Annotated in this window: 16 protein-coding genes; 3 read left to right on the forward strand and 13 right to left on the reverse strand. The window is 68.0% G+C overall.

The genetic code is table 11. From position 1 onward, the window contains the following. Window positions 1-60 precede the first annotated feature (60 nt). The 12 genes from TBU01S_RS21075 to paaN all read right to left on the reverse strand — a co-directional run bounded on the left by TBU01S_RS21075 (window position 61) and on the right by paaN (window position 11,796). A complete protein-coding gene (locus tag TBU01S_RS21075; RefSeq protein WP_068639465.1) occupies window positions 61-1,158 on the reverse strand; it encodes a 2Fe-2S iron-sulfur cluster-binding protein in 1,098 nt (365 codons plus the stop codon). Window positions 1,159-1,175: 17 nt separating this feature from the next. Beyond that, entirely contained in the window at window positions 1,176-1,673 is a 498-nt protein-coding gene (gene paaD, locus TBU01S_RS21080) for a 1,2-phenylacetyl-CoA epoxidase subunit PaaD (protein WP_068639466.1), read from the reverse strand. Between the two features lie 11 nt (window positions 1,674-1,684). Beyond that, window positions 1,685-2,470, reverse strand: coding sequence for a 1,2-phenylacetyl-CoA epoxidase subunit PaaC (paaC, locus tag TBU01S_RS21085; protein WP_068639467.1), 786 nt, complete (start codon window positions 2,468-2,470; stop codon window positions 1,685-1,687). Beyond that, window positions 2,470-2,766, reverse strand: coding sequence for a 1,2-phenylacetyl-CoA epoxidase subunit PaaB (gene paaB / locus TBU01S_RS21090; RefSeq protein WP_068639468.1), 297 nt, complete (start codon window positions 2,764-2,766; stop codon window positions 2,470-2,472). Before paaB ends, paaC begins: the two co-directional genes overlap by 1 nt. Beyond that, complete coding sequence (gene paaA, locus TBU01S_RS21095) at window positions 2,763-3,770, reverse strand: 1,2-phenylacetyl-CoA epoxidase subunit PaaA (protein WP_068639469.1); 1,008 nt, start codon at window positions 3,768-3,770, stop codon at window positions 2,763-2,765. Before paaA ends, paaB begins: the two co-directional genes overlap by 4 nt. Before the next feature lie 113 nt (window positions 3,771-3,883). Then, complete coding sequence (locus tag TBU01S_RS21100) at window positions 3,884-4,672, reverse strand: enoyl-CoA hydratase/isomerase family protein (RefSeq protein WP_068639479.1); 789 nt, start codon at window positions 4,670-4,672, stop codon at window positions 3,884-3,886. A 17-nt stretch (window positions 4,673-4,689) separates the two neighbouring features. Then, a complete protein-coding gene (gene pcaF / locus TBU01S_RS21105; RefSeq protein ID WP_068639470.1) occupies window positions 4,690-5,895 on the reverse strand; it encodes a 3-oxoadipyl-CoA thiolase in 1,206 nt (401 codons plus the stop codon). A gap of 10 nt (window positions 5,896-5,905) precedes the next feature. After that, window positions 5,906-7,231, reverse strand: a complete 1,326-nt coding sequence (paaK, locus tag TBU01S_RS21110; protein WP_068639471.1) for a phenylacetate--CoA ligase PaaK — start codon at window positions 7,229-7,231, stop codon at window positions 5,906-5,908. Between the two features lie 47 nt (window positions 7,232-7,278). Beyond that, window positions 7,279-7,746: a hydroxyphenylacetyl-CoA thioesterase PaaI gene (gene paaI, locus TBU01S_RS21115; RefSeq protein ID WP_068639472.1), complete on the reverse strand. Its 468-nt coding sequence runs from the start codon at window positions 7,744-7,746 to the stop codon at window positions 7,279-7,281. Further along, entirely contained in the window at window positions 7,739-9,325 is a 1,587-nt protein-coding gene (locus TBU01S_RS21120) for a 3-hydroxyacyl-CoA dehydrogenase (RefSeq protein ID WP_068639473.1), read from the reverse strand. Before TBU01S_RS21120 ends, paaI begins: the two co-directional genes overlap by 8 nt. Next, window positions 9,322-10,119: a 2-(1,2-epoxy-1,2-dihydrophenyl)acetyl-CoA isomerase PaaG gene (paaG, locus tag TBU01S_RS21125; RefSeq protein ID WP_068639474.1), complete on the reverse strand. Its 798-nt coding sequence runs from the start codon at window positions 10,117-10,119 to the stop codon at window positions 9,322-9,324. Before paaG ends, TBU01S_RS21120 begins: the two co-directional genes overlap by 4 nt. Window positions 10,120-10,128: 9 nt before the next feature. Then, on the reverse strand, window positions 10,129-11,796 hold the full coding sequence (gene paaN, locus TBU01S_RS21130; RefSeq protein WP_068639475.1) for a phenylacetic acid degradation protein PaaN: 1,668 nt from the start codon (window positions 11,794-11,796) through the stop codon (window positions 10,129-10,131). Between the two features lie 410 nt (window positions 11,797-12,206). Here paaN and paaX point away from each other — a divergent pair, with 410 nt between their 5' ends. Next, on the forward strand, window positions 12,207-13,220 hold the full coding sequence (gene paaX / locus TBU01S_RS21135; protein WP_174524561.1) for a phenylacetic acid degradation operon negative regulatory protein PaaX: 1,014 nt from the start codon (window positions 12,207-12,209) through the stop codon (window positions 13,218-13,220). 12 nt (window positions 13,221-13,232) lie between these two features. On the opposite strand, the gene paaY is transcribed toward paaX, so the two are convergent. Further along, window positions 13,233-13,856, reverse strand: a complete 624-nt coding sequence (gene paaY / locus TBU01S_RS21140) for a phenylacetic acid degradation protein PaaY (RefSeq protein ID WP_068639476.1) — start codon at window positions 13,854-13,856, stop codon at window positions 13,233-13,235. Window positions 13,857-13,919: 63 nt separating this feature from the next. Here paaY and TBU01S_RS21145 point away from each other — a divergent pair, with 63 nt between their 5' ends. Together TBU01S_RS21145 and TBU01S_RS21150 are read left to right on the forward strand one after the other, a co-directional pair. Next, window positions 13,920-14,720, forward strand: coding sequence for an IclR family transcriptional regulator (locus TBU01S_RS21145; protein WP_068639477.1), 801 nt, complete (start codon window positions 13,920-13,922; stop codon window positions 14,718-14,720). Window positions 14,721-15,028: 308 nt separating this feature from the next. Next, the gene (locus TBU01S_RS21150) at window positions 15,029-16,177 is read left to right on the forward strand and encodes an ABC transporter substrate-binding protein (protein WP_068639478.1); all 1,149 of its coding nucleotides are present in this window, start codon (window positions 15,029-15,031) and stop codon (window positions 16,175-16,177) included. Window positions 16,178-16,314: the final 137 nt, after the last annotated feature.

Here is a 16,314-nt window from a genome sequence, read left to right on the forward strand (position 1 = left end):
CCAAAAAAAGCGGCCGTCGAAACGGCCGCCGAAGGGGGTGGAACGGCGTGGTGCGCTCGTTCAGCGTTCGTCGAAGCTGATCCTGAGCTGCTTGGTGGTGGCGCGGGCCTGGCAGCTCAGCACGAAGCCCTGGGCGACTTCGGCCTCTTCGAGGGTGAAGTTCTTGTCCATGACGACTTCGCCGTCCTGCACCTTGGCGCGGCAGGTGCAACAGACGCCGGCCTTGCACGAGAAGGGCAGGTCGAGGCCGGCGTTGAGCGCGGCGTCGAGCAGGTGCTCGTCCGGGCCGATGGCGATCTCGTGTTCCTTGCCGTCGAGGACCAGGGTCATCGTGATGTCCTTGGCCGCGGTGGCGACCGCTTCGGCGGTGCTGGAGGCACCGACCGGGTGGGCGCCGGGGGGCAGGTTGACGGTGAAGCGCTCGGTGCGGATGCGGTCGGCGGGCACGCCGGCTTCGACCAGCGCGTTCTCGGTGTCGGTGATCATCGCGTCGGGGCCGCAGATGAAGACTTCGTCCATGCTGCCCACCGGCAGCAGCGCGGCGATGATCTCGCGCACCTTGGCGCCGTCGATGCGGCCTTGCAGCAGGTCGACTTCCTGGGCCTGGCGCGACAGCACGTGGATCATCGTCAGGCGGTCGCGGTAGCGGTCCTTGAGGTCCTGCAGGGCCTCGTTGAACATCACCGTGGACATGCGGCGGTTGCCGTAGATCAGCGTGAACTTGGAGTCCGGCTGTTCTTCGAGCGTGCTCGCGGCGATCGACAGGATGGGCGTGATGCCCGAGCCGGCGGCGAAGCCGACGCGGTGGATGGCGCGCTTCTTCCTGATCACGAAGCGGCCGTCGGGCGGCATCACCTGCAGGGTGTCGCCGGCCTTGATGGCGCGGGCGGCCCAGTTCGAGAACAGGCCGCCTTCGACCGGGCGGATGCCGATCTCGAGCTCGCCGCTGCAGGCGAGGCGGCTGCGCGGGCTGCTGATCGAGTAGTTGCGGCGCACGTCCTGGCCGTCGATGGTGGCGCGCAGGGTCAGGAACTGGCCCGGCTCGAAGTTGAAGCGTTCGCGCTCGGTGGCGGGGATGTCGAAGGTGATTGCCACCGCGCCGGCGGCCTCGGGGCTCACGCGCTTGACGGCGAGTTCTTGGAAACGGAGTGCTGACATGGCGTTTGGCTCCGGCGTCAGTAAGGTTTGAAGTAGTCGAAGGGCTCTTGGCAGTCGAGGCACTTGTACAGCGCCTTGCATGCGGTGGAGCCGAACTGCGAGCTCAGGGTGGTGTTGGTCGAGCCGCACTGCGGACAGGCCACCGGCCGGGTGTCGGTGCGGCGCACGAACCTGATCACGCTGGTGTCGCTGCAGGTGGTGTGCGGCGGCGCGATGCCGTAGGCGCGCAGCTTGGCCTTGGCCTCCTCGCTCATCCAGTCGGTGGTCCAGGCCGGTGCGAGCTGCGTGATCACATGTGCCTCGATGCCGGCCTGCTGCAGGCTTGCACGCACGTCGTCCTCGATCTGGCCCATCGCCGGGCAGCCGCTGTAGGTCGGGGTGATGACCACCTCGATGCCGTCGGTGGTTTCGCGGATGTCGCGCAGGATGCCCAGCTCGCGCAGCGTGACCACCGGGATCTCCGGGTCGGTCAGATGGTCGAGGGCGGCCCAGACGTCGTCGATCGTGGCGTGCATGGCGGTCGCTCCTACCAGGTGGCGCCGGGGTGGGCGCGCGCCAGGCCCTGCATTTCGCCCAGCAGGTAGCTGAGGTGCTCGGAGTGGCGGCCGTGCTTGCCTTCCGGCACGTAGCCGCGCACTTCGGGGCGCTTCAGCGTGGCTTCGGCCAGGGTGTCGGCGACGATGGCGTCCCAGGCGGCGCGCAGCGTGCGCACGTCGGTGACCGCACCGCTGGCGATGGCGGCGTCCTCGATCGCGCTCGGCGTCCAGAACTCTTCCGTGTAGGGGAACAGGTGGTCGAGCGCGGCCTGGGCGCGGGCGTGCGATTCCTCGGTGCCATCGCCGAACTTCACCACCCAGTCGGCGGCGTGGTGCAGGTGGTAGCGCGCTTCCTTCAGCGACTTGGCGGCGATCGCGGCCAGATCGGCGTCGGGCGACTTCTGCAGCGCGTCCCATACCAGCACCATCAGCGCGCTGTAGAGGAAGTTGCGCACGATGGTGGTGGCGTAGTCGCGGTCCGACGCGGCGTAGCCGACCAGGGCGCCGTGGTTGGGCAGCTCCACCAGGGTGTAGTTGCGGAACTCGGTGTCGTCGCGGAAGTAGGCCAGCGAATCCTCGGTGGCGCCCTTGCCCATGCGGGTGGCGGCGAGCTGGTACAGCAGGCGGGCCTGGCCGATCAGGTCGAGGCTGACGTTGGCGAGCGCGAGGTCTTCTTCCAGGATCGGGCCGTGGCCGCACCACTCGGCGTCGCGCTGGCCGAGCACCACGGCGTTGTCCGCCAGGTGCAGCAGGTAGTCGTTGGGTGCCGTGCTCATCACATGTGCCCCACTTCTTCAGGGATTTCGTAGAAGGTCGGGTGGCGGTAGATCTTGTCCGCGGCGGGGTCGAACAGCTCGCCCTTGTCGTCCGGGTTGCTGGCGGTGATCGAGGCCGAAGGCACGACCCAGATGCTCACGCCTTCCTGGCGGCGGGTGTAGACGTCGCGCGCCATGTGCAGCGCCTGCGCGGCGTCGGCCGCGTGCAGGCTGCCACAGTGCTTGTGCTCGAGGCCTTGCTTGCTGCGGACGAAGACTTCCCAGAGCGGCCAATCCTTCAGTGCGGGGGTGTTCATGCTGCCTCCTTGTCTGCGCGTGCGCGTTGCTTTTGTGCGTGTGCCAGGGCCGCGTCGCGGACCCACTGGCCATCCTTGTGTGCCTTGACCCGGGTGGCCAGGCGTTCCTTGTTGCAGGGGCCGTTGCCTTCGACGGTGTTCCAGAATTCCTGCCAGTCGATCTGGCCATGGTCGTAGTGGCCGCGTGCCTCGTTCCACTTCAGCTCGGGGTCGGGCAGGCTCACGCCGAGCACCTTGGCCTGCGGCACGGTGGCGTCGATGAACTTCTGCCGCAGATCGTCGTTGCTGATGCGCTTGATGCCCCAGCGCATGCCCTGCGCGCTGTGCGGGCTGTCGGCGTCGGGCGGCCCGAACATCGCCAGGCACTTCCACCACCAGCGGTTGACCGCGTCCTGCACCATGCTGCGCTGCGCTTCGGTGCCCTTCATCATCACCAGCAGCGCTTCGTAGCCCTGGCGCTGGTGGAAGGATTCTTCCTTGCAGACGCGGATCATGGCGCGCGCATAGGGGCCGTAGGAGCAGCGGCACAGCGGGATCTGGTTCATGATCGCGGCGCCGTCGACCAGCCAGCCGATCACGCCGACGTCGGCCCAGTTCAGCGTCGGGTAGTTGAAGATCGAGCTGTACTTGGCCTTGCCGCTGTGCAGCCCGTCGATCATGTCGCCGCGGCTGGTGCCCAGGGTCTCGGCGGCGGAGTACAGATAGAGGCCGTGGCCGCCTTCGTCCTGCACCTTGGCGATCAGGATCGCCTTGCGCTTCAGGCTGGGTGCGCGCGAGATCCAGTTGCCTTCCGGCAGCATGCCGACGATTTCGCTGTGGGCGTGCTGGCTGATCTGGCGCACCAGGGTCTTGCGGTAGGCCTCGGGCATCCAGTCCTGCGGCTCGATGCGGCCGTCGGCGTCGATGCGGGCTTCGAACGCGGCTTCCTGCTCGCTCTGCGGCGGGGACACGACGCTGAGTTTCTTGCCGGACTCGTCCGGAATGTCCATTGCTTGGGTGTACATCTGTTTCCTCCTTGCAAACACCGCTCCGGGGATGCCGGAACGGAATGTTGCGGGCCGCGGGTGTGGTCCGCGTTTACCTCAAACATCCGCCGCGCGCGGGGCGCGGCCGGGGTTCATGTCGCCATCCATGCCGGCGGGCGTTTCTCGAAGAAGGCGGTGAAGCCTTCGCGCGCCTCGTCGGTCGTGCGCTGGCGGGCGATGCGGATGGCGGTTTCCTCGCCCACCGCTTCGTCGATGCCGCGCCCGTCGATGGCGCTGATCAATTGCTTGGCGGCGAGCTGGGCCTGCGGCCCGCAGGCCAGCAGGGCCTGCACCAGACGGTCGATCGCGGTATCGAGCTGGCCGGCCGGGACGGCGTCATTGACCAGGCCGATCGACTTCGCCTCGGCGGCGCCGAAACGTTCGGCACTCTGGAAGTAGCGCAACGCGTGGCGCGGGCCGATGGCACGCAGCACGTAGGGGCTGATCACCGCGGGGATGATGCCGAAGCGGGCTTCCGAGGTGGAGAAGCTGGCATCGTCGGCGGCGATCGCCATGTCGCAGGCGGCGGCCAGGCCGGTGCCGCCGCCGAGCGCGGCGCCCTGCACGCGGGCGATGGTCGGCTTGGACAGCCCGGCCAGGCGGCGCAGCATGGCAGCGAAACGGCGCGAATCGGCCAGGTTCTCCTGCTCGGTGCTGGCGGCGGCGCGGCGCATCCAGTTGAGGTCGGCTCCGGCGGAAAAATGCCGGCCGCGACCGCCGAGCACGACCACGCGCACGCCGGTGTCGCCGTCGAGTTCGGCGCAGGCGGCGTCGAGTTCGGTGATCAGGCGCTCGTCGAAGGCGTTGAAGACCTCGGGGCGATCCATCCAGATCGTCGCCACCGCGCCCTTGCGTTCGATGTCGAGGGTTTCGTAGCTCATGGCTTTGTCCTCGCGCCTCACACGCGTTCGATGATCAGTGCGATGCCCTGGCCGACGCCGATGCACATCGTGCACAGCGCGTAGCGGCCGTTGCGGCGCTGCAGCTCGTAGGCGGCGGTGGTCACCAGGCGGGCGCCGCTCATGCCCAGCGGGTGGCCCATGGCGATGGCGCCGCCGTTGGGATTGACGCGGGCTTCGTCGTCGGCGAGGCCGAGGTCGCGCAACACCGCCAGCGCCTGCGCGGCGAAGGCTTCGTTGAGCTCGATGACGTCCATCTGGTCCAGCGTCAGGCCGGTCTGCGCCAGCACCTTGCGCACCGCCGGCGCCGGGCCGAAGCCCATGATGCGCGGCGCGACGCCGGCGGTGGCCATGCCGACGACGCGCGCGCGCGGGGTCAGGCCGTGGCGGGCGGCGGCGGCTTCCGAGGCCAGCAGCAGCGCGCAGGCGCCGTCATTGACGCCCGAGGCGTTGCCGGCGGTGACGGTGAGGTCGGGGCCGTTGACGCCTTTCAATTTGGACAGCGTTTCCAGCGTGGTGTCGGGGCGGGGATGCTCGTCGGTGTCGAATACGACGGGGTCGCCCTTCTTGCGCGGGATTTCGACCGGCACCAGTTCGTCGGCGAAGCGGCCGGCGGCGTGGGCGGCGGCCCAGCGCTGCTGCGAGCGCAGCGCGAAGGCATCCTGGTCGGCGCGCGAGATGCCGAAGTCCGCCGCCACGTTGTCCGCCGTCTGCGGCATCGAGTGGGTGTCGTAGAGCTTCTTCATCAGCGGGTTGATGAAGCGCCAGCCGATCGTGGTGTCGTGGATCGCGGCGCTGCGCGAGAAGGCGCTTTCGGCCTTGCCCATGACGAAGGGCGCGCGCGACATGCTCTCGACGCCGCCGGCGATCATCAGTCCGGCTTCGCCGGCCTTGATCGAACGCGCGGAGAGGCCGACGGCGTCCATGCCCGAGCCGCACAAGCGGTTGACCGTGGTGCCGGGCACTTCGATCGGCAGCCCGGCGAGCAGGCCGGACATGCGTGCGACGTTGCGGTTGTCTTCGCCGGCCTGGTTGGCGCAGCCGTAGATGATGTCGTCGACCGCGGTCCAGTCGACGTTCGGGTTGCGTGCCATCAGCGCCTTCAGCGGTACGGCGCCGAGGTCGTCGGCGCGCACGCTGGCGAGGGTGCCGCCGTAGCGGCCGATCGGGGTGCGGATGGCGTCGCAGATGTAGGCTTCGTTCATCGCCGGCTCCTCACAGTTGCTTCGGACGCTGGTCGATGACACGGCGGGCCTTGCCGGTCAGCGTGCGCGGAATGGTGTCGAACTCCATCACGTTCACCTTGGTGGTGATGCCGATGATGGTCTTGATGTTGCCCTGCAGCGTGCGGGCGATGTTCTCGACGTCGTTGCGCCCCAGTGTGCCCGACAGCTCGCGCTGCAGCTCGCAGCGCACTTCGACGTTGTCGAGGTGGCCGTCGCGGGTCAGCACGATCTGGTAGTTGCCGGACAGGCGCGGGTCGCGCAGGATCTGTTCCTCGATCTGGGTCGGGAACACGTTCACGCCGCGCACGATCAGCATGTCGTCCGAGCGCCCGGTGATCTTGCCGATGCGGCGGAAGGAGCGGGCGGTGGGCGGCAGCAGGCGGGTGAGGTCGCGGGTGCGGTAGCGGATGACCGGGAAGGCTTCCTTGGTCAGCGAGGTGAAGACGAGCTCGCCTTCTTCGCCGTCGGGCAGCACTGCGCCGGTGTCGGGGTCGATGATCTCGGGGTAGAAGTGGTCTTCCCAGATGACCGGGCCGTCCTTGGTCTCGATGCATTCGCAGGCCACGCCCGGACCCATGACTTCGGTCAGGCCGTAGATGTCGATGGCGTCGATGCCGAGCTTTTTCTCGATCTCGCCGCGCATGCCTTCGCCCCAGGGTTCGGCGCCGAAGATGCCGACTTTCAGCGAGATGTCTTCCGGCGCGATCTTCAGGCGCTCGAATTCCTCGGCGATCACCAGCGAATAGGACGGCGTGACCATGATCGCGTCCGGGCGGAAGTCCAGGATCTGCTGGACCTGCTTCTCGGTCTGGCCGCCGGACATTGGCACCACGGTGCAGCCGGCGCGCTCAATGCCGTAGTGGGCGCCGAGGCCGCCGGTGAACATGCCGTAGCCGTAGGCGTTATGCACCATGTCGCCGGCGCGCAGGCCGGCCGCGCGCAGCGAGCGGGCGATCAGGTCGGCCCAGTTGTCGAGGTCGCTGCGGGTGTAGCCCACCACCACCGACTTGCCGGTGGTGCCGCTCGACGCGTGCAGGCGGGCGATCTTGTTGCGCGGCACGGCGAACAGGCCGAAGGGGTAGTGGTCGCGCAGGTCGGCCTTGGTCATGAAGGGGAACTTGGCGAGATCCGCGAGCGACTTCAGCTCGTCCGGATGCACGCCCTGTTCCTCGCACTTGCGGCGATAGGGTTCGACGTTGTCGTAAGTGTGGCGCAGCGACCACTGCAGGCGCTGCAGCTGCAGCGCGTTGATCTCGTCGCGGCTGGCGGTTTCGATCGGATCGAGATCGCCGGGCTGGGGGTTTTTCACGGGCATGGTGTTGTCTCCTCTCCTTCTCTCTGTTGGCGCGTCCGGACTCGGGACTACTGTTGTTGTGCGTCGGGGCCGGCGATGACTTCGCCGGCGATGCGGTGGCTCTTGCCGCGGAACAGGGCGACGATGCCGCCGGCGCCGTCGCGCACGGTGATGTCATAGACGCCGGTGCGGCCCGACAGCGAACGTTCCACCGCTTCGGCGCGCAGCGTGTCGCCTTCCTTGCCGGGAGCGATGAAATCGATGCTGCAGGCCGAGGCGACGGTGCTGCGGTTGTAGGCGTTGCAGGCGTAGGCGAAGGCGGTGTCGGCGAGCGTGAAGATCAGGCCGCCGTGGCAGATGTGGTGGCCGTTCACCATGTCGCTGCGTACCGGCATGCTCAAGGTGGCGTGGCCGGGGCCGACGCTGTCGATGCGCATGCCGAGCGCCTGGGCGGCGCGGTCGCGCGACCACATGGCGGCGGCGACGGCTTCGGCGAGCGCCTGCGGATCGGTGGGGAGGGAGCGGGCTTCAGTCATGGATGTTCTTTCCGGCGAAGACGTGTTGCTGGATCAGCGGCGAGACGCGGTAGCGGTCTTCGCCATAGAAGCGGGCGAGGTTGGCGAGCACGTCGCGCACCGCCGGCAGGCCGATGCGGTCGGCCCATTCGAGCGGCCCGCGCGGGTAATTGACGCCCAGGCGCATCGCCGCGTCGGCGCCGCGCGCGTCGCACACGCCCTGGTTGACCGCGTCCGCGGCCTCGTTGGCGAGCATGGCGACGGTGCGCATCACGATCAGGCCGGGGATGTCGTTCAGGCGCGAGACGGCGAAGCCGGCCGCCTGCAGCAGGCCGATGGCAGCGCCGATGGCTGGCGCCCAGGCGTTGATCGCGGCGCCGACGGCGATGCGCGTCGCGCTGGCGTGGTCGAGCGCGGCGTCGATCAGCACCACGTTGGCGATGCCCAGGTCGGCGGCGCGCTGGGTGGCGCTGCGGCCGTCGGTGACGAACAGCACCGCGCCGCCGGCTTCGGCAATGCGGCCGTCGTCGGCCTGGCCGCGGCTGCGTTCGTCTTCGGCTTCGCTCCAGGCGTAGGCGATGCCGCGCTCGAACAGGCGGTCGGCCAGCGCGTGCGCGGCGGCCGACTGGCCGTGCAGCACGATGTCGGTCGGCGTGCTCTGCGCCACCGCTTCCTTGGGCGCGGGGCGGACGGCGCCGTCGCGGTAGTCGAAGAAGCCGCGCCCGTTCTTGCGCCCGTAGAAGCCGGCATCGACCAGTTCCTGCTGGATCAGCGAAGGCGTGAAGCGCGGGTCGTTGTAGAAGGCGTTCCACACCGAGCGGGTGACGGCGAAATTGACGTCGTGGCCGATCATGTCCATCAGCTCGAACGGCCCCATGCGGAAGCCACCGCAGTCGCGCATCAGGGCATCGAGGGTGGCGCAGTCGGCACCGCCTTCGTTGAGCACGCGCAGCGCCTCGGCGTAGTAGGGGCGGGCGACGCGGTTGACGATGAAGCCCGGCGTCGAGCGCGCATGCACCGGCGTCTTGCCCCAGGCCTCCGCGGTGGCGAACAGGGTGTCGGCCACCGCCTTGTCGGTGGCGAGGCCGGACACGATCTCGACCAGCGCCATCAGCGGCGCGGGGTTGAAGAAGTGCAGGCCGGCCAGGCGCTCGGGGCGGCGCAGCGTCGCGCCGATCGAGGTCACCGAGATCGACGAGGTGTTGGTGCCGAAGATGCAATCGTCGCCGACGATGGCTTCCAGCTCGCGGTACAGCGTGCGCTTGGCTTCCAGGTTCTCGACGATGGCTTCGACCACCAGCGCCGCATCGGCCAGATCGCCGAGGCCGGCGGCGGCGACCAGGCGCCGGCCGGCGGCCTCGGCGGCCTCGGCCGTCATGCGGCTCTTGTCGGCGAGCTTGCGGTACTGTGCGCGGATGCCGTCGATGGCCGCGGCGGCCGCGCCTTCGCGGGCATCGACGAGCTTCACGAGGTGGCCGGCGGCGGCCGCCACCTGGGCGATGCCGGCGCCCATCGCGCCGGCGCCGACCACCGCGACGACGGCCGAGGGCTCGAGCGGAACAGCGCGCGGCGGAGTGTGCTGGGTGTCGCTCACGCTCATTCTCCGGTGAAGCGCGGCGCGCGCTTTTCCATGAAGGCGGCGACGCCTTCGGCGTAGTCGCGGCTCCAGCCGAGTTCGCGCATGAAGCCGCCTTCGAAGGACAGTTGCTGTTCCAGCGTGTGGCCCGGCGCGGCGTGCATGGCCTGGCGGGTGCGCACCAGTGCCTTGGTCGGCATCGCGGCCAGCTGTGCGGCCACGGCATCGACCTTGGCAGCGAACTCGGCGTCGTCGTAGGCGGCCCAGATCAGGCCCCAGTCGGCAGCCTTGTCGGCGGGCAGCTTGTCGGCGAGCAGGGCCAGGCCCATCGCCCGCGCCATGCCGACGCGCTGCGGCAGGAACCAGGTGCCGCCGGTGTCGGGCACCAGGCCGATCTTGCTGAAGGCCTGCAGGAAGGAGGCCGAGCGCGCTGCCAGCACCAGGTCGCAGGCCAGCGCGACGCTGGCGCCGGCGCCGGCGGCGATGCCGTTGACCGCGGCGATGGTCGGCACGCGCAGGTTCTGCAGGCGCAGCACCAGCGGCTTGTAGTTGCGCTCGACGACGTTGCCGATGTCGGGCAGGCGGCCGTCGGGCAGCGCCGCCATGTCGGGGTCGGCCAGGTCCTGGCCGGCACAGAAGGCGCGGCCGGCGCCGCTCAGCACCAGCACGCGCACCGAGGCATCGGCCTGGATGGTGTCGAGCGCGTGGCGCAGCTCGGCATGCATCTCGCCGGTGAAGCTGTTGAGCTTGTCCGGGCGGTTCAGCGTCAGGCGGGCGATGCCGTTTTCGACGCTGAAGAGGATGTTGTTGTATTCCATCGTTCCCCCTCAGGCGTGATAACGACGCTGGACGACACGGAAGCGGTTGGCGACGAAGGCCGAATCCGCATACGAGGCATTGGCCGCCGGGTTGCCGCCGGTGCCGTGGTAGTCGGAGAAGGCCGCCGACTGGTTCACGAACACGCCGCCGGTGAGGTTGATCGACAGCGCGACCTTGCTGCGCCAGGTGGCTTCGGTCATCGCGTCGATGACCTCCTGCTTCGTCGAATAGAGGCCGACGGTCAGGGCGCCGTGGGTGCTGACGACGCGCTCGGACAGGGCGATCGCGGCGGCGGTGTCGGCGACCTTGACGATGAAGCTGATCGGGCCGAAGCGCTCTTCCATGTAGGCTTTCTCGTCGCTGGCGTCGCAGGCCAGCAGCACCGGGGTGCGCACCGTGGCGGCGGGGAAGTCGGGGTTGTCGAGGCGCTGCGAGGCCAGCACGACGCGGCCGAGCTCGCCGGCGTTGGCGATGTCGATGCGTTCGGCGGTGTCGGCGGACTGGATCGCGCCGAGCACGGCATGGGCGACTTCGGGCTTGGACAGGAAGCGCTCGATCGACTTCGCCAGGTCGGCGCAGACCTCGTCGTAGCTCTTGTGGCCTTCGTCGGTGTCGATGCCGCCGGCCGGCACGAAGATCGCCTGCGAAGTGGTGCACATCTGGCCGGAGTACAGCGACAGCGTGAAGGCGAGGTTGCCCAGCATCGCCTTGTAGGCGCTGGTGGAGTCGATGACGATGTTGTTGACGCCGGCCAGCTCGGCATAGACTTGGGCCTGGCGGCAGTTGTCGATCAGCCACTGGCCGAAGACGTTGCTGCCGGTGAAGTCGATCGATTTCACCGCCGGATGGGTGGCCAGCGCCTGGGTGGCGGCGCGCTGGGGCGCGACGCACAGCGTGACGAGGTCGGGGTCGATGCCGTTCTCGGCGAGCACGGCGCGGATCGTGCGCACGGTGATCGCCGCCGGCAGGACGGCGTTGCTGTGCGGCTTGACGATGACGGCGTTGCCGGTGGCGAGCGCGGCGAACAGGCCGGGGTAGGTGTTCCAGGTCGGGAAGGTGCCGCAGCCGACCACCAGGCCGACGCCGCGGCCGACGATCTGGTAGTGCTTCTTCATGACCAGCGGCGGGTTCTTGCCCTGCGGCTTCTCCCAGCTCGTTTCGGCCGGCACGAAGCTCTGCTCGCGCCAGGCGTAGGCGACGGCCTCCAGGCCGCGATCCTGCGCGTGCGGGCCGCCGGCCTGGAAGGCCATCATCCAGCCCTGGCCGGTGGTCATCATCACCGCATGGGCGATCTCGAAGCTCTGGGCGTTGAGGCGGGTGAGGATTTCGAGGCAGATGCCGGTGCGGCCGTCGGCGCCGACGGCCTGCCAGCTCTTCATGGCTTCGGTGCCGGCGGCGATCAGTGCCTCGGGCTCGCACACCGGGTAGCTGACGCCGAGCGTGGCGCCGTAGGGCGAGGTTTCCTTGTCGAGCCAGCCGGTCTGGCCGGGCTGGTCCAGCTCGAAGTGCTTGCCCAGGTGGGCCTCGAAGGCACGCTTGCCGTCCTCGGGCGCGGTTTCGCCGTAGAGCTTGGGGCTGGGCATTTCCGGGAAAGGCGTCCAGTAGCCGCGCGTCGCGATCGTGTTCAGCGCGTTGTCGAGGATGCCGCGGTGCTTTTCAAGAAGGGGGTGGCTCATACGTCTCTCTCCGGCGGGGTGTTTTATAAACGATACGAATTAGTCCATTGAACGTCAAGAAACAGTATCGATGGATTGTCTCGAAAAATTTTCAATTTCTCCTATTCAAAATTTGTTCCGTAAATCAAAACATGTTTATTTTCATATAGATATTGTGATAATAAGGGTGATTTTTAAAGTCATTCATCATTTATAAAATTTTTTCATCAATTCCTGAAAAGCCATAAACGATACTAAATTCTAAGTTTTATATGATAATTTGTATCGTTTTAAGGCGATTCGCCGCAGCGTGGCCGGCGCCTGCGCTCCGGTGCGGTGACGGCATCGCAGCGGCAGCGGGAACGGGCTGAAGGCATCTGCGGCCGGCAAGGCATGGTCGGCTCCTGCTGCAGGGAAGAGAGGGGCTGGCTATGCGCAAACCACTGAATCCGTTAGACTTCGCCGCCTCGAACGCCATGTCCTCCGTCATCACCGTGTCCAACCCCCTGCAACAGCTGCTCGACGATTTCCGTCGTCAAGACCGTGTACATGCAGGCTCCCTGATCGTTTCGATGTTCGGCGACGCGGTCGTGCCGCGCGGCGGCCGGATTTGGCTGGGCAGCCTGATCCGCCTGCTGCAGCCGCTCGGGCTCAACGAGCGGCTGGTGCGCACGGCGGTGTTCCGCCTGGTGCGGGACGAATGGCTGGCGAGCCAGCGTTCGGGCCGGCGCACCGACTATCTGCTGACACCCTTGGGCGAACAGCGCATCGACGAGGCCGCGCGCGTGATCTACGCCGCTGCCACACCACACTGGGATCGCCGCTGGCGCCTGATCGTCACCGTCGGCGAACTGGCCGCGAAGGACCGCGAGCGCCTGCGCAAGGCCTTGCTGTGGCAGGGCTTCGGCTCGCTCAGCAACGACTGCTTCGTGCATCCGGGCGTCGACCTGATCGCCGTCTTCGATGCCCTGGTGGCCGAAGGCCTGGGCGGCCTGCTCGACCGCCTGAAGCCCCTGATGGCGGCCGACGCGGCGCCCGGCACGGCGGCGAGCGACGCCGCGATGGTGCATTCGGCCTGGGATCTCGGCCACCTGGCCGACATGTACCGCAGTTTCACCGCGCGCTACCAGCCGGTGCTGGGCACCTTGCGCGACGGTGGCTTCGAGCTGGCGGACGAAACCGCCTTCCTGCTGCGCGTGCTGCTGATCCACGATCATCGCCGCCTCCTGCTCCGTGATCCCGGCCTGCCCGACGTCCTGCTGCCGGCCGACTGGCCGGGGCAGAAGGCCCGCCTGCTGTGCCGCGAACTCTACCGCCGGCTGCTGGCCGGTTCCGAGCGCCACCTGGATGCCTGCTTCCATCTGGCCGATGGTTCGACGCCCGAAGCCTCGGCGCGTCTCCACGAACGTTTCCGCGATACCGACCCGCTCGCGCTGCCGCTCTGAGCGCCGCGGTGCTCAGCCTTCGCGCTTCCTGACTTCGACCAGCGGCACGACGCCCGGCATCTCGATGCGCTTGCGGCCGGGCTCGACCGCCGCCAGCGGCGTCGTCTCGTACAGGGTTGCCAGGCAGCGCCGCGTCAGGTCCTGGTAGGTGGCGGTGCCTTCGCCCTTCCAGCGGATCTCGTCCTCGCTCAGCGGCCGGATGACCTTGGCCGGCACGCCGGCGACGAGCACGCGCGGCGGAATCTCGACGCCGGCCTTGACGAAGGCCGATGCGGCGACGATGGCTTCCTCGCCGATCACCACGTTGTCCATGATCACCGCGTTCATGCCGATCAGCGCGTTGCGCCCGACGCGGCAGCCGTGCAGCACCGCGCCGTGGCCGACGTGGCCGTCTTCCTCCACCACCGTGTCGGTGCCGGGAAAGCCGTGCATGACGCAGGTGTCCTGCAGGTTGGCGCCGCGTTCGAGGATCAGGCGGCCGAAGTCGCCGCGCAGGCTGGCACAGGGGCCGACGTAGCAGCCGGGGCCGATGATGACGTCGCCGATCAGGATGGCCGAGGGGTGGACGTAGGCGCTCGGGTCGACCACAGGAACGATGCCGTCGATGGCGTAGACCTTCAGTTCGGGCTTGATCACGCATGCTCTCCTGTGTTTGAGTTATATATAAATAAACGATTTCTTGGATAAGGAACAAGTCCGATGAGTACGGCGAGCGAGGAGCTGGACGGCAAGCATGGGGTTCAATCGCTCGAAGTGGGCATGAGCATTCTGCGCGCGATGGTCACCGGCCGGCGCTCGATGATGCTCAAGGACATCGCCCAGGCGGCCGGCATGCCGCCGTCGAAGGCGCACCGCTACCTCGTCAGCCTGATCCGCAGCGGCCTGGTCGAGCAGGACCGCCTGACTTCGCGCTACGACCTCGGCCCCTTCGCGCTGAACCTCGGCTTGGTGGCGCTCGACCGGGTGGACCGCATCCGCCTCGGCCTGATGGCGATCAGCGACCTGCGCGACGCCACCAACGAGACGGTGGCGCTGTCGGTGTGGAGCGAGGGCGGCCCGGTCGTGGTGCGCTGGGAACGTCCGCGCCGCCCGATCACGGTCAACGTCGTCACCGGCACCAGCCTCAGCATGCTGCGCTCGGCGGGCGGGCGGGTGTTTGCGGCCTGGCTGCCCGAGCGCCAGACCGAGGCGCTGATTGCGCGCGAACTCGAAAGCGGCAAGACGCCGACCGACATCCACGACATGGACGATGTCCGCACGCTGCTGGCGCAGGTGCGTGAAGCGGGGATGGCAGTCGTCACCGGCGACTACTTCGCGCGCGGCGTCGAGGCCGCCGCCGCGCCGGTATTCAATTTCAAGAACGAGATCACGATGACGATCGCCGTCGTCGGCGTCGAAGGCTCGATGGACCTGTCTCCGGGCGGTGCCACGCTCGCCGCGCTGCGGCGCGCGGCTGACGATCTTTCGCGGCGGCTCGGCGCCACGCCGGCGCCGGACTGAGCCTGCCGGCGGAGCGGCTGGCAGGCCTGCTCCGGTCTTTACGGCAGGCGGGTGGTGGATGTGGGGCGCGGCCTTCGATAGGCCGCGACTGCGATGAATGTCTCAAGCGATACAAAATTTCAGCTTGACGCATCGTTTTGTATCATTTCTAATAAACGAAATCTCTTCCGCTATTCAGAATTTTTCGGATGCTTCCCGTATCCGTGCCGAAGGGCGGTCGAGGTAGGTCATCAAGTGTTGCAGGCCGGGCTGCGGGCAGAGCTGTCGAGCACGCGGTTCATCACATCTAGAAGAACGGAGGAGAAACCATGAAGCTACGTCACACCCTGCTGGCCGCCATCGGCCTCGCGTTTGCCGCCACTGCCGTCCAGGCCGAGATCAAGGTCGGTGTCGTGCTGTCGGCGACCGGCCCTGCGGCCTCGCTCGGCATTCCCGAGCGCAACACCGTGTCGCTGCTGCCGACCACCATCGGCGGCGAAACGGTGCGCTACATCGTGCTGGACGACGCATCCGACACCACCACCGCGGTCAAGAACACGCGCAAGCTGGTGGCCGAGGACAAGGTCGACGTGCTGATCGGCTCCACCACCAGCCCCCCCTCGCTGGCGATGGTCGACGTCGCCGCCGAAACCAGGACGCCGATGATCTCGATGGCTGCCTCGGCCCGCATCGTCGCGCCGATGGACGACAAGCGGTACTGGGTGTTCAAGACGCCGCAGAACGACCAGCAGATGGCGTCGGCGATCATCGAGCACATGAGCGCCAACAAGGTCAAGACGGTGTCCTTCATCGGCTTCGCCAACGCCTATGGCGAAGGCTGGTACGAGCAGTTCCAGAAGCTGGCCGACGCCGCCGGCATCAAGATCGTCGCCAACGAACGCTTCAACCCGGCCGACACCTCGGTCACCGGCCAGGCGCTGAAGCTGATGTCGGCCAAGGCCGACGCGGTGTTCATCGCCGGATCGGGCACGCCCGCCGCGCTGCCGCAGAAGACGCTGCGCGAGCGCGGCTACAAGGGGCCGATCTACCAGACCCACGGCGTCGCCAACAACGACTTCCTGCGCATCTGTGGCAAGGACTGCGAAGGCACGCTGCTGCCGGTCGGCCCGGTGCAGATGGCACGCAGCCTGCCTGACGACAACCCGGTCAAGGCCAGCGCGCTGGCCTACGTCGAGAAGTACGAGGCCGCCAATGGCGCCGGTACGGTATCGAGCTTCGGCGCCTATGCCTGGGATGCCGGCGTGCTGCTGCAGGCCGCCGTGCCGGAGGCGCTGAAGGCCGCCAAGCCGGGCACCGCCGAGTTCCGCGCCGCGCTGCGTGATGCGCTGGAGAACGTCAAGGAAGTCGCGGGCGCCACCGGCATCTACACCATGAGCGCCGACGACCATCTCGGCCTCGACGAGCGTTCGCGCGTGATGATCGAGATCCGCGACGGCACCTGGTCGCTGCTCAAGTAAGCCCGAAAAGAACGATAGCGAGGGTGCGCCCGCAGGGGCGCACCCGGCCCATGCCGCAGGACCGGCAGGGTTCTCCCTCCCCACATTCCGACTGGCATCGGCCGATGCCCGGTGGAGCCTCTCCATGGATATGTCAA

The sequence above is a fragment of the Thauera butanivorans NBRC 103042 genome, from assembly GCF_001591165.1.
GTDB classification, from domain to species: domain Bacteria; phylum Pseudomonadota; class Gammaproteobacteria; order Burkholderiales; family Rhodocyclaceae; genus Thauera; species Thauera butanivorans.

What these genes read in the sequence shown, in the direction of transcription:
- TBU01S_RS21075 (WP_068639465.1), bottom strand. Translation starts at nt 1,158, where the DNA reads ATGTCAGCACTCCGTTTCCAAGAACTCGCCGTCAAGCGCGTGAGCCCC.
- paaI (WP_068639472.1), bottom strand. Translation starts at nt 7,746, where the DNA reads ATGACTGAAGCCCGCTCCCTCCCCACCGATCCGCAGGCGCTCGCCGAA.
- paaD (WP_068639466.1), bottom strand. Translation starts at nt 1,673, where the DNA reads ATGCACGCCACGATCGACGACGTCTGGGCCGCCCTCGACCATCTGACC.
- TBU01S_RS21100 (WP_068639479.1), bottom strand. Translation starts at nt 4,672, where the DNA reads ATGAGCTACGAAACCCTCGACATCGAACGCAAGGGCGCGGTGGCGACG.
- paaC (WP_068639467.1), bottom strand. Translation starts at nt 2,470, where the DNA reads ATGAGCACGGCACCCAACGACTACCTGCTGCACCTGGCGGACAACGCC.
- paaK (WP_068639471.1), bottom strand. Translation starts at nt 7,231, where the DNA reads ATGCCCGTGAAAAACCCCCAGCCCGGCGATCTCGATCCGATCGAAACC.
- paaA (WP_068639469.1), bottom strand. Translation starts at nt 3,770, where the DNA reads ATGTACACCCAAGCAATGGACATTCCGGACGAGTCCGGCAAGAAACTC.
- paaX (WP_174524561.1), top strand. Translation starts at nt 12,207, where the DNA reads ATGCGCAAACCACTGAATCCGTTAGACTTCGCCGCCTCGAACGCCATG.
- paaN (WP_068639475.1), bottom strand. Translation starts at nt 11,796, where the DNA reads ATGAGCCACCCCCTTCTTGAAAAGCACCGCGGCATCCTCGACAACGCG.
- paaB (WP_068639468.1), bottom strand. Translation starts at nt 2,766, where the DNA reads ATGAACACCCCCGCACTGAAGGATTGGCCGCTCTGGGAAGTCTTCGTC.
- TBU01S_RS21145 (WP_068639477.1), top strand. Translation starts at nt 13,920, where the DNA reads ATGAGTACGGCGAGCGAGGAGCTGGACGGCAAGCATGGGGTTCAATCG.
- pcaF (WP_068639470.1), bottom strand. Translation starts at nt 5,895, where the DNA reads ATGAACGAAGCCTACATCTGCGACGCCATCCGCACCCCGATCGGCCGC.
- paaG (WP_068639474.1), bottom strand. Translation starts at nt 10,119, where the DNA reads ATGGAATACAACAACATCCTCTTCAGCGTCGAAAACGGCATCGCCCGC.
- TBU01S_RS21150 (WP_068639478.1), top strand. Translation starts at nt 15,029, where the DNA reads ATGAAGCTACGTCACACCCTGCTGGCCGCCATCGGCCTCGCGTTTGCC.
- TBU01S_RS21120 (WP_068639473.1), bottom strand. Translation starts at nt 9,325, where the DNA reads ATGAGCGTGAGCGACACCCAGCACACTCCGCCGCGCGCTGTTCCGCTC.